Genomic DNA, 12,852 nt, shown 5'->3' with positions numbered 1-12,852 from the left:
TTTTTAATGGTAAGGATCTGGAGAATGAGGATTTAGTCTATTTTCGCAAATCAAAATATTTCTCATTATGAAAAAAATCCAACTGTTTTTAATGCTGATCTTTGCTGTGTTTTATGCCTCAGCGCAGCGGTCAGTTACGGCAACCTCTTTTGCAATAACCATTAATAACTGCGACAACACCGGGGTGGCTGACGACAAATCTGAACTGGATTTGATCGCCAATTTTAAGGCCGATAAAACGTACGGTGGAGTTCCTCTAACCGTCCAATTTACCGATCGTAGCCAGGGCGCAGTAACAAAATACGAATGGCGTTTTGGCGATGGCTCTGTCGATACAGCAAAAAATCCGGTGCATGTGTATCAGCAGCCAGGGATTTACACCGTAAAGCTACGTATTTGGGGTGCCGATTCTACCACCAGTCTGGCCTCGAAACCTGATTTTATTCGCGCATCTGGTTACGGGTCGTGCGATTCGCTCAACTACCGGATTCCCGGAAGCTATTATTTGTATCGCGTAGCTTCACCCGATCATGGCTATCTTTCGGGCAACAACTCGCGAGGCGATCTGGCGAAAGCCACACTTTATCAGGTGAACGAAGACAAAGGTTTGCTCATGGGCGGCGTGTTCGATTTTGCCTGGGCGACACAATCTTTGTCCAACGATGTGCCGGTAGTTTTTAAAATATGGGATAACGATGGCGCTGATAATAGTCCCGGAACCGTTCTCGATCAGGCTACGGTGCCGCTCTCTCATATTGTTTTTGATGTCGAAAATCATTTATCCACGGTTGTCTTCTTCGATCAATGGGCGCATATCCAAAAAGATTTTTTTATGGGCTTCGAGATGCCGCAGATTGCCGGCGATACGATTGCTTTGTTTACCAATAAAATAACGGCAGTTAACCACAGCGATTCCTGGGAGCAAACTTCCGCCGGAGCCTGGCGCACCTACCAGCAGGGCAATCCTGGTTTGGATGTAAATCACGCCATGTATCCAATTATTTGTAAAGCCACCGGCATTGCTAATGATCTGCTTTTGCAGGATATTCTGGTTTACCCTGTGCCTGCAAAAGATCAGGTTTACGTTTCCATTCTTAATCCCAACATCAAAAACCTGAACCTGCAGCTACTCGATGTTTCGGGAAGAATAGCAAATTGTAAACTAACGCCGATTTCTGCCGGCTATGTAATCGATGTGCAGCAGCTCACCCGCGGAATGTATTTTCTTAGAATACAAACAGGTGATGATATTACCACCCGAAAAATAGTGATAGAGTAGGGGATGTGATGCTCTAAAGGTATAGAACCGTCAACACTTTAAATTTTTGCGCATGAAAAAGAAGTTGTTGATAATTCCTTTGTTAATGCTCACAATCGTTTCGTCTGCGCAGGACGATACGACGAGGCTGTCAAAAATTTCCCGAAATCGCTATGCATTTGCGCTGATTCCTTCCGGAGCCAGAAACATCTACGGAATTGCCATCGGACCGGTGGGTTCGGAAGCCATTTGTAATCTGGCTTACACCAAATATTCGTATGGCCTAAACCTGCAAATTCCCGGACAAGGTTTCCTGCAGGTTTTTTATATTAATACATCCAACTTCAGAGAGATAGAGCAGTCAAGTCCAAATGACACAGTGTCCGAACAAGACACGTTGCCGCTGAGAGCGGTGCACAACGGGTTGATCCTTTCTCCATTTGGAACTTTTACGCCCAAGGTAAACGGTGTTTCTTTTTCATTATTCATGAGTTTGGGGCAAACAGTAAATGGTGTTTCGATCAATGCGCTCTGGAATCTTTACGATAAAGTCAATGGAGTTGCCATAGGCGCAGTGAATACTATTAAAACAGCAAAAGGTGTTCAGATAGGTATCGTTAATAAAACAGCCCATCTTCATGGCGTTCAATTTGGACTTTGGAACAAAAACCAAAAAAGGTCGCTACCAATTCTCAATTGGAATTTTAAAAAAGATGAAAAGCGAAAGCTGGCAGCAGAGGCTGGCTTTTGATAAAATTCCTGAGATTTTATTCCGTGATTTTCCCACAAGACCCACATCAATAACAATTTGCAATCATTGATTATCACAATCTTTAATTGTACTTTTGAGTTTTCTTATTCAATAATAATTGCACCATGGAAAATGATAATGTAAACGAACCCGTTCAGCCTTATGGTCAGCCAGTGACCTTCGACCAGGTGTGGAAACTGTTTCAGGAAACCGGAAAACAAATTCAGGAAAATGACCGGATTCTTACTGAAAAGTTTAAAGAGACTGATAAAAGTATCAAAAAACTTTCGGCTTTATTTACGACGCAATGGGGCAAGTTGATTGAAACACTTGTTGAGGGTGATCTGATTAAATTGCTCAACGAGAAAAACATTCAGGTTACGCAAACCACCGAACGCGTAAAAGGAATCCATCAGGGGCAGAATTATGAATATGATATTGTTGCTATAAATGGCAAGGAGGTCGTAATTGTAGAAGTAAAAACCACCTTGCGTGCTGAAGATGTTAAAGAATTTCACCAAAAGCTCTGGAAAGCCAAAGAGTATTTATCCCAATACAAAAACAACATCATTTACGGTTGCATGGCTTTTCTGAAAGCCGAAGAAGCCAGCGCACGGATGGCTGAGAAAATGGGCTTTTTTGTTATAAAAGCTACCGGCGGCAGCGCCTCTATTATCAATCACAAAGCGTTTGTGCCAAAGGCTTTTTAGAACAGCCCGGTCCGGCAAAGCCATTCCACGTGCCCGCTTTGAATTACACCCCGTTTAGGAAAAAATCCTACTTTTGCAATCCTGAAAAAATCAGTAGATTATGTTTGAAAATTTAAGCGAAAAACTCGAACGATCCTTCCAGATATTGAAGGGCCACGGGCATATTACCGAAATAAACGTTGCAGAAACACTTAAGGAAGTTCGCAAGGCATTGCTCGATGCCGACGTCAGCTATAAGATTGCTAAAGATTTTACTGAGGATGTGAAAGCCAAGGCGCTTGGTCAAAACGTGCTCACTGCCGTTTCGCCGGGTCAGTTGATGGTGAAAATCGTGCATGAAAGCCTGGTGGAGCTGATGGGCGGCACCCACGAAGAACTCAACATCAAAGGTACTCCCGCCATCATACTCATCGCCGGATTACAAGGTAGCGGTAAAACGACTTTTGCCGCTAAGCTGGCCAATTATCTGAAACAAAAAAAAGGGAAACAGCCGCTTTTGGTCGCAGGCGACGTTTACCGTCCCGCTGCTATCAATCAGCTACAGGTGCTGGGCGAGCAAATTGGCGTGCAGGTTTACACCGAAGAGGGCAATAAAAACCCTGTTGAAATTGCTAAAAACGCAATAAAACACGCCAAAAATTTCGGGCATAATGTAGTGATCGTTGATACCGCAGGCCGCTTGGCCATTGATGCGGAGATGATGGATGAGATCAGCAACGTGAAGAAAAGCATCAATCCACAGGAAACACTTTTTGTGGTGGATGCCATGACTGGTCAGGATGCTGTGAATACTGCCAAAGCTTTCCACGACCGCCTGGATTACGAAGGGGTGGTTTTGACAAAGCTCGATGGCGACACACGTGGCGGTGCGGCCCTCACGGTTCGTTCGGTAGTGGAGAAGCCTATCAAATTTGTGGGAATCGGCGAAAAGATTGACGCACTCGACGTGTTTTATCCCAGTCGTATGGCCGACCGAATTCTGGGGATGGGCGACATTGTTTCGTTGGTGGAGAAAGCACAGGAGCAATTCGACGAAGAAGAAGCCAAAGTTCTGCAACGCAAGATCGCCAGAAATCAATTCAACTTTAATGACTTCCTGCAGCAAATCAAGCAAATCAAAAAGATGGGCAACGTCAAGGATTTGATGAGCATGATCCCGGGCATGGGCAAGGCCATCAAAAATCTCGACATCGACGACGACTCATTTAAAGAAATTGAAGCCATCATTTATTCGATGACGCCCACCGAACGCGAAGATCCCAAGATCATCAACGGCAGCCGCCGTCGCAGAATTGCCGGTGGCTCCGGAGCGGACATTCAGGAAGTAAACCGGCTCATCAAGCAGTTTGAAGAAACCCGCAAAATGATGCAAATGATGACAAAAGGCGGTGGTAAGAATATGATGAAAATGATGCAGCGCATGAAAGCACGATAAGGGCTAAGCGCAAGTTCCAAAATACAAATGTTAAAATTACAAATAAATTCCAAACCACAAATTTCAAACAGTTTCACGGTTTGATTTTTCTCAATTTAGAAATTGAGATTTATTTGGTTTTTGTTTTTTTTGGTTTTGAGATTCTTCAGGGCATTTACACCAAAATAAATTTACTATGAAACTTATTGATGGCAAAAAAACGGCAGCGGAGATCAAATTAGAGATCAAAGCAGAGGTAGCCGGATACATCGACAAAAACGATATCGCGCCTCATTTGGCTGCTATTATGGTGGGAGAGGATGCTGCCAGCGAAACTTATGTGGCTCACAAAGAGTCGGATTGCAAAAGTGTAGGCATGGTTTCTTCCATTTACCGACTGAGCAAAGACGTTTCGGAACTCAAGCTGCTCGAGACCATCGACTTTATCAACAATGACGACGACATCCACGGACTCATCGTGCAGTTGCCGCTACCACGCCACATTAACGTCGATCACGTTATCGATAAAATTAATCCTGCCAAAGACGTCGACGGTTTTCATCCCGTGAATATCGGCAGGATGGTGCTTGGGCAGCCTACCTATTTGCCAGCCACACCTTTCGGAATTATGGAGCTGCTGAAGCGATACAAAATCGAAACTTCCGGGAAAAACGTTGTAGTGCTCGGCCGCAGCAATATCGTAGGAACTCCACTCAGCATTATGCTTTCGCGCAAAGCAAATCCCGGCAACGCAACGGTTACCATGTGTCACAGCAAGTCGGCAGGGCTTAAAGAAATTGCGGCCAACGCTGATATCCTCATAGCGGCCATCGGTCAGCCTGGGTTTGTTACCGAAGACATGGTAAAAGATGGTGCTACAGTCATCGACGTTGGCATCCATCGGGTGGCTTCGCCGGATACCAAATCCGGTTTCAAGCTCGTTGGTGATGTCGATTTCGAAAAGGTTGCACGCAAGGCTGCTTACATTACTCCCGTTCCGGGCGGAGTAGGTCCGATGACCCGCGTAGCGCTTTTGCTAAACACACTCAAAGCTTTCAAATTAAAAACAGGGATTTCTTAAATGAAGCACCTTCGATTTTTGTGTTTTTACACCTTATTATATAGCACAACATTTTTTGGCCTTTCGGCAATGGCGCAACAAAGTATGATTAGTCCGGATGCGTCTGCCGATGTTGTCATCACAGTACAGGTTGCTCCGTCTATTTCACCGCTTCCGGAAGAGGTGCATGAAAGTTCGGGATTGATCTTTTTCGATGGCATGTACTGGACGCTCAACGACAGCGGAAATCTTCCGTGTCTTTATGCCCTCGACGTCGACGATGGACACCTTCTGCGAACCGTGTGTCTGGAAGGGATTTCCAATTACGACTGGGAGGAGCTTACGCAGGATGAAGGTCATCTTTATGTTGGCGACTTTGGCAACAACCGCGGCAATCGCAAGGATTTGCGTATTTATAAAATCAACAAAAAAGATATTCCTGCCGGCGATATCGTGACGGTATCACGCTTCGACACAATTATGTTTTCGTATGCCAATCAGACGAATTTCGAGAAACGTACACATCAGCACAATTTCGATTGTGAAGCCATGATTGCCTTCAACGACAGCCTTTTTTTGTTTACTAAAAATTGGGGAGATCAGCGCACTGTGCTATACGCAATGCCTGCCCGTGCCGGTAATTACCGGTTGCAGCCGCGTGGTGGTTTTGATGCCGGCGGGCTAATTACCGGGGCTGCTTTGAGCGACGATCATCAGAAGATTGCTTTGATAGGTTATGTGGATTTTGAATCATTTGCCTGGTATTTTACGGGTTTCGACGGCGTTGATTTCTTCCCGGCCTCTCGTGTGCGCATCAATTTTCCGGATTTGGTATTTGTACAAACCGAGGCCATTTGTTTCGTCGCTCCTGACTCTGTCGTCTTTTCGTGTGAGGAGAGCGCTGAATTTCCTTCTATTTTTGGTTTAAATATCGACAAGCTATTGGCCGACTCGCTCATGGGAATATCTGGTTTTCAATCGGGCGAAATTATCATTGCCGGCCTGTCTCCGTTAGTTTCGGGTAAATTACAGTTTGATATTGTACAATTACCACAGCCCGAATTTACGGTGGAGCTGCGCTCGACGCGGTGGAAAATTCTTTTTGAGGAAACGGCTGTTAAAGATATTGATGCGCGTAATTTTCCTATGACCATTAAAACAAAAAAACTGGAGCCGGGAATTTATTTTTTAAGAATTCTCTCCGGAGATCATCATCTTGTCAAAAAAATCATTGTCCAAAATTGAGTAAACTCATCACTGATAATCCCGAACAAAACCAACTGCTCGAACAGGGACTCTTGCTTCCGCTCATGGAAGAATTTTATACCCTTCAGGGCGAAGGTTACAATACCGGCGAGGCGGCCTGGTTTATCCGCATCGGTGGCTGCGACGTAGGTTGCCGCTGGTGTGATGTAAAAGAATCGTGGAATCCAAAGCTTCATCCCCTCACAGCCACCGACAGTATTGTGGCGCATGCCATCGAAAATCCTTCTTCAGCAGTGGTGGTTACCGGTGGTGAGCCGCTCATGTACAACCTCGATTATTTGTGCCGGCAGCTAAGAGGCAAGGGCTGCAAAACCTATTTGGAAACTTCCGGCGCCTATCCGCTCACAGGCGAATGGGACTGGATTTGTCTCTCGCCAAAGAAAAATATGGCGCCCCGCCAGAATATCATCAGCCGGGCCGACGAATTAAAAGTGATCATCTATAACGATAGTGACATTGCCTGGGCCGAGGAATATGCCGCTCAGGTTTCTCCCGCGTGCAGGCTTTTTCTTCAGCCCGAATGGAGCCGCGCCAAATACATCACGCCCGTAATTATCGATTATGTGATGAAAAATCCAAAGTGGAAAATCTCATTGCAAACGCATAAATTTATGAAGATTCCGTAATCGGGTTGCCCCTGCATTTCTTCGCACCTTTTCTTCTTTGCAATTTCTAAAACAAATTTTGGTTATTGATTTTTTATAATCTGATCATTTTAAAAGATTGTGATTCCACTAAACAAAATATACCATTGGGCGCTTTTGGCTGTAATAATACTTTGCGCAATAACAGCAGATGCGCAGGAACTTTCGACCACTTCGCGAAAAGCTATCAAATATTTTGAAGAGGGACGCAGCAACTTCACGCTCATGTATTACCCGCAAGCCCGCGCAGATTTGCAAAAAGCCATAGCTGCAGACGAGGGTTTTCTGGAAGCATATCTTTTGCTTGCCGACGTTTACAAAGCTACCGATGAGCCGGGTCAGGCTTTAGAAATTTATAAAAAAGTTGTTGCAATCGATCAGTCACATCTTTATCCCGAAGCTTCGTTTTTTACAGGAGTAATTTATTATCAGGAGGCGGAATATTCCACTGCAGTGACCTATTTCGAAAAATTCCTTTCTGCTCCCGGCGCTGCACAGGCACGCATCGCTGATGCCGATTATTTCCTGCGCTGTGCTCTCTTTGCCGAAAAGGCGGTGGCCAACCCTGTCCCTTTCTCACCCGTAAATATCGGAACCGGAATCAATACTGCCGGCGACGAATACATCAATGCGGTTCGCGCCGACGAGCTTACATTATATTTTACAGGACGGCAAATCGGCACCGACGGCAAAAAAGAAGGCGACGATTTTTATTATTCTGTCCGCAGTGCCGACACCATGCCGTGGCCTGCTTCGGTAAAACTCGGTCCACCGATAAATACGCCCGGCGACGAAGGAGCGCTTACCATTAGCTGGGATGGCGGCAATCTGCTTTTTGCAGGCTGCCATTGGGACGATGGTTATGGCAGTTGCGATATTTATGCCTCACGTTTGTCGGGCAACCGGGCCACTCCGCCTGTTAATTTGGGGCCGGTGATTAATACTGCCAAATGGGAATCGCAGCCTTCGCTGGCTGCCGATGGGCGCACGCTCTATTTTGCCAGCACGCGTGGCGGCGGTTACGGTAATTCCGATATTTGGTGCAGCCGCCTGCTCGACGATGGTTCCTGGTCGACGCCTGAAAATCTTGGCGCTGTGATTAATACTTCCGGTTCCGAAATGGCACCTTTTATCCATCCCGACGGACAGACGCTCTACTTTTCGTCCGATCGTCACATTGGCATGGGCGGTATCGATTTGTACGTTTCACGCGCCGACAGCATGGGGCAGTGGAGTGCACCGGTAAATCTCGGATTTCCGATTAATACCGCTGCCGACGAAATAAATATAATCGTTACTGCTTCCGGCCGCAAAGCTTACATCTCTGCCGATCGTTTGGGTGGAATGGGCGGATACGATATTTTTGAATTTCCGCTTCACGAAAGTATCCGGCCTCAGCCTGCTACTTACGCCAAAGGCAAGGTTACCGACGCGGTGACGCATGCACCGCTTGAGGCTTATTTCAGCCTCACGGATTTACTTTACAAAAAAGAAATTGTCCGTTCATTTTCTGATGCTGCCACAGGTGAGTTCATCGTGTGTATCCCGGCCAACCGGCATTATGCGCTAAATGTTTCCCGAAAAGGCTACTTGTTTTATTCCGAAAGTATCTCCATTTCCGGTTTAGCAACTGAGTTGGAACCACACCTTATTAATATAGCACTGCAACCAATCGAAGCTGGTGAGACGATGGTGTTGCGCAATATCTTTTTTGATACGGATAAATATGATCTAAAGGAAACTTCGGTGGTTGAGCTGGAACACCTTGTTGCTTTCCTAAAAAACAATCCGGGCATCGGGGTGCAAATCAGCGGGCACACCGATAGCATTGGCTCGGTGGATTATAATCTTACGCTTTCGCGAAATCGTGCCAAAGCGGTGGTGGATTATTTGACTGATCAAAATATTGCGCCAAAGCGGCTGACATTTCAGGGTTACGCCGATCAGCATCCCGTTGCCGATAACACCACGGAGCAAGGCCGCGCACTCAACCGCCGCACCGAAGTGACGATTTTGTCGGTGGATTAGGGGATAAGATGTTCCCTTCGACTTGGTTTGGCTACGCTCACCAACCGACGCTCAGGGCAGGTGTTGTTCCTTGTTTATTGTTCGTTGTTTTAAAAAAAAAGTTGCACAGAGTTACGCTGAGTAAAAAATTGAGTTTCACGATGCCTTTTCCGTTCTACCTTCTACCTCCTACCTACTCATCCCTGCCGACTGCAGACTTTGAACTGCGGACTGTTTTCCCTTTACCATAATTGACAATTAAGATATTTTCGGAAAACAATATTTCTACGTAATTTCAAATGATTAACTTTGCCGCCAATTTTAGAAAAACCGAATTATTTGTATGATTAAGATAACGTTACCGGATAATAGTATCAGGAAGTATGAAGCGGGAGTTACCGGACTGGAAATAGCATCAAGCATCAGTGAAGGACTTGCCCGCAATGTGCTTTCAGCCAAAGTCGACGGAGAGGTGTGGGATGCCACCCGCCCCATCGACCACGACGCCCATGTGCAACTGCTCACATGGAACGATAAAGAAGGTAAATCCACCATGTGGCATTCGTCGGCACACCTGATGGCTGAGGCTATCGAAGCGCTTTATCCGGGTGCTAAATTTGGCATCGGTCCTGATATCGAAAATGGCTTTTATTATGATGTCGATACCGGCGACCATGTAATTACCGACGCTGACCTTCCGCGCATCGAAGCCAGGATGAAAGAGCTGGCAAAGCAAAAACAAACCTTCAGCCGGCGCGAAGTTTCCAAACAGGAAGCCCTTGATTATTTTAATAAAAAAGGTGACGAATATAAACTGGAGCTGATAAATGAACTGGAAGACGGCACAATTACTTTTTACGAGTCAGGCGGCTTTGTTGATCTCTGTCGCGGCCCTCATGTTCCCGACACCAGCCAGATTAAAGCTATTAAACTTACCAGCATAGCCGGTGCTTACTGGCGTGGCGACGAAAAGCGCAAGCAGCTCACACGTATTTACGGAATTACTTTTCCCAAAAACAAAGAGCTCGAAGATTATCTGCATCTGCTTGAAGAAGCCAAAAAACGCGATCATCGCCGATTAGGCAAAGAACTCGAGATATTTACTTTTTCACAAAAAGTAGGGTTGGGATTGCCGCTTTGGCTGCCCAAGGGTGCCGAGTTGCGCGAACGTTTGGAAACGTTTCTGAAAAAAGTTCAGAAAGAAGCCGGCTACCAGCCTGTGATTACCCCGCACATCGGAAACGTGGAGCTTTACAAAACCTCCGGGCATTTTCAGAAATATGGCCAGGAGTCATTTCGCCCCATCACTACGCCGGTAGAAGGCGAGGAGTTTTTTCTGAAACCAATGAATTGTCCACATCACTGCGAGATTTATAAATATAAACCCCATTCATACAAAGACCTGCCAATTCGCTACGCCGAGTTTGGAACCGTTTATCGCTACGAGCAAAGCGGCGAGCTGCACGGTCTTACCCGCGTGCGTGGGTTTACCCAGGACGACGCCCATATTTTCTGCACTCCCGACCAGGTGAAAGATGAGTTTAAAGCCGTGATGGCAATTGTGATGAAAATCTTCAAGGCCCTCGACTTTGATAATTTTGTAACTCAGATTTCACTGCGCGACCCCGAAAACAGAGAAAAATATATTGGCACCGACGAGAATTGGGAAAAAGCCGAGAAAGCTATCCTGGAAGTTGCAGAGGAGACAGGACTGGAAACAGTGGTAGCCTATGGCGAAGCTGCTTTTTATGGTCCCAAGATGGATTTTATGGTAAAAGATGCTTTGGGGCGAAGCTGGCAACTGGGCACCATTCAGGTGGATTATAACTTGCCCGATCGTTTCGAGCTTGAGTACATTGGCAGCGACAACGAGAAACATCGTCCAGTGATGATCCATCGTGCGCCTTTTGGTTCAATGGAGCGTTTTGTGGCCGTACTCATCGAGCACTGTGCCGGTAAGTTTCCACTTTGGCTGGCTCCGGTTCAGGCTATCATATTGCCTATCAGCGAAAAATACCAGGCGTACGCAGAAAAAGTTTTATCTTTGCTGCATTATTCTGATGTCCGCGTCGAGATAGACACCCGCAGCGAGAAAACCGGAAAGAAAATCAGGGATGCCGAAATGCAGCGAATTCCTTTTATGCTCATCGTGGGCGAAAAAGAAGAAACGGACGGAACCGTATCGGTAAGAAAGCAGGGCGAAGGCGACATGGGTGCATTCTCAGTGGATGGTTTTGCAGAATTAATTCGTGATGAAGTCGAAAAATTAGTTTCAAATAAAAATTAATGTCGGATAAGGAAACTCATGCATGTTCATTTATCCGACAAATTATAAATTAAAAATAGGAGAATAGGTTATAGCGACACCATTTAAAAAGCGATTTTCGGGAAGAAGGCCTGTGCGCAGGCAAGTCGAAAATCCACACAAGATCAATCTGCTCATAAAAGCACCCGTCGTGCGGGTGGTTGGTGATAATGTAGAACAGGACATTTATAATATTAAAGATGCATTGGAAATTGCCGAAAAGCTGGGGCTCGATCTTGTGGAGATTTCCCCTACGGCCACTCCACCGGTTTGCCGGGTGATTGATTACAAGAAATTCCTGTACGATCAAAAGAAAAAACAAAAAGAAATTAAAGCCAAAACGGTAAGGGTGGTAGTGAAAGAAATTCGCCTGGGACCCAATACCGACGAACACGACTTTAATTTTAAGCTGAATCATGCCAGGAAATTCCTCGAAGAAGGAGCAAAAGTAAAAGTAGATGTCTTTTTTAAAGGACGCACCATTGTTTATAAAGACAAAGGAGAAATCATTCTGTTGAAATTTGCTCAGGAACTCGAAGAGGTGGGTAAGGTAGAAAGGATGCCCAAGCTCGAAGGCAAGCGCATGATTATGATTATTGCACCCAAGAAATAATAGACTATAATTAGAATTCTCATTTATTCATTTTAAAAAACACTTTTAGTAATGCCGAAGATGAAAACGAAGTCCAGTGCCAAAAAAAGGTTCACCTTTACTGGTACTGGAAAGATTAAACGCAGACATGCATACAAAAGTCACATTTTGACCAAGAAGTCGAAAAAGCGCAAACGTAACCTGGGTTACTTCGCCATGGTTGACAGCGCCGACGTAAAGAATGTAAAAAGTATGCTTTCGAAGTAGCAATTATTAATTATTCACTTGCGCTTAGCGGAAAAGTTCCCGGGGAGCGGGGCGCTAACGTAATAAAACAGTAAAACAAATGCCAAGATCAGTAAATGCAGTAGCATCGCGGGCTCGCCGCAAAAAGATCCTCAAAAGAGTTAAAGGACAATTTGGGCGCCGCAAAAATGTGTGGACCGTAGCTAAGAACGCCTACGAAAAAGGCGCTCAATATTCTTACAGAGACCGCCGCAAGAAAAAAAGGAATTTCAGAGCACTCTGGATTCAGCGTATCAATGCCGGCGTGCGGCAGCATGGAATGTCGTACTCGGTATTCATGGACCGATTGAATAAAAATCAGATCACGCTCAACCGCAAAGTTCTGGCCGACCTGGCCATGAACCATCCCGACGCCTTCAAAGCTGTGGTGGATGCCGTGAAAGATTAAATCGAAATATTATTAACGACAATAAAAAAGCAGACTGTTTTTGCAGTCTGCTTTTTTGTTTGCCTGTAGCCCAAATGCAGATTTTTCGTTCCAATGGCAGAAAAACGACTTCGTCAGAGCGTCTATAAACCCGGATGAGTCGATGGGTAAT

12 protein-coding genes are annotated in these 12,852 nt (G+C 45.5%); all 12 read left to right on the top strand.

From position 1 onward, the window contains the following. Positions 1 to 67 precede the first annotated feature (67 nt). Positions 68 to 1,279, top strand: a complete 1,212-nt coding sequence (locus VFC92_13300; protein HZK09158.1) for a PKD domain-containing protein — start codon at positions 68 to 70, stop codon at positions 1,277 to 1,279. A gap of 52 nt (positions 1,280 to 1,331) precedes the next feature. Next, entirely contained in the window at positions 1,332 to 2,009 is a 678-nt protein-coding gene (locus VFC92_13295) for a hypothetical protein (GenBank protein ID HZK09157.1), read from the top strand. A 125-nt stretch (positions 2,010 to 2,134) separates the two neighbouring features. Then, complete coding sequence (locus tag VFC92_13290; protein ID HZK09156.1) at positions 2,135 to 2,719, top strand: hypothetical protein; 585 nt, start codon at positions 2,135 to 2,137, stop codon at positions 2,717 to 2,719. Between the two features lie 100 nt (positions 2,720 to 2,819). After that, the gene (ffh, locus tag VFC92_13285; GenBank protein HZK09155.1) at positions 2,820 to 4,154 is read left to right on the top strand and encodes a signal recognition particle protein; all 1,335 of its coding nucleotides are present in this window, start codon (positions 2,820 to 2,822) and stop codon (positions 4,152 to 4,154) included. 175 nt (positions 4,155 to 4,329) lie between these two features. Next, entirely contained in the window at positions 4,330 to 5,214 is an 885-nt protein-coding gene (locus VFC92_13280) for a bifunctional 5,10-methylenetetrahydrofolate dehydrogenase/5,10-methenyltetrahydrofolate cyclohydrolase (protein ID HZK09154.1), read from the top strand. Beyond that, positions 5,215 to 6,438, top strand: a complete 1,224-nt coding sequence (locus tag VFC92_13275; GenBank protein HZK09153.1) for a hypothetical protein — start codon at positions 5,215 to 5,217, stop codon at positions 6,436 to 6,438. It abuts the gene before it with no gap. Further along, positions 6,435 to 7,085, top strand: a complete 651-nt coding sequence (locus VFC92_13270) for a 7-carboxy-7-deazaguanine synthase QueE (GenBank protein ID HZK09152.1) — start codon at positions 6,435 to 6,437, stop codon at positions 7,083 to 7,085. The genes VFC92_13275 and VFC92_13270 overlap by 4 nt, the downstream gene beginning before the upstream one ends. Before the next feature lie 99 nt (positions 7,086 to 7,184). Next, entirely contained in the window at positions 7,185 to 9,131 is a 1,947-nt protein-coding gene (locus VFC92_13265; GenBank protein HZK09151.1) for an OmpA family protein, read from the top strand. 322 nt (positions 9,132 to 9,453) lie between these two features. Continuing rightward, the gene (gene thrS / locus VFC92_13260; GenBank protein ID HZK09150.1) at positions 9,454 to 11,397 is read left to right on the top strand and encodes a threonine--tRNA ligase; all 1,944 of its coding nucleotides are present in this window, start codon (positions 9,454 to 9,456) and stop codon (positions 11,395 to 11,397) included. Positions 11,398 to 11,509: 112 nt separating this feature from the next. Then, positions 11,510 to 12,028, top strand: coding sequence for a translation initiation factor IF-3 (infC, locus tag VFC92_13255; protein ID HZK09149.1), 519 nt, complete (start codon positions 11,510 to 11,512; stop codon positions 12,026 to 12,028). Between the two features lie 51 nt (positions 12,029 to 12,079). Beyond that, positions 12,080 to 12,274 (top strand): 50S ribosomal protein L35, encoded by a 195-nt coding sequence (gene rpmI, locus VFC92_13250; GenBank protein HZK09148.1) that lies wholly within the window; start codon positions 12,080 to 12,082, stop codon positions 12,272 to 12,274. A gap of 79 nt (positions 12,275 to 12,353) precedes the next feature. Next, positions 12,354 to 12,701 carry a 50S ribosomal protein L20 gene (rplT, locus tag VFC92_13245; protein HZK09147.1) on the top strand — a complete coding sequence of 116 codons (348 nt, stop codon included), beginning with the start codon at positions 12,354 to 12,356 and terminating at the stop codon, positions 12,699 to 12,701. The last annotated feature ends 151 nt before the right edge of the window (positions 12,702 to 12,852 follow it).

It is taken from the genome of Bacteroidales bacterium, assembly GCA_035647615.1.
Classification (GTDB): domain Bacteria; phylum Bacteroidota; class Bacteroidia; order Bacteroidales; family 4484-276; genus SABY01.
This window is presented reverse-complemented; position numbering and strand designations above follow the sequence as displayed.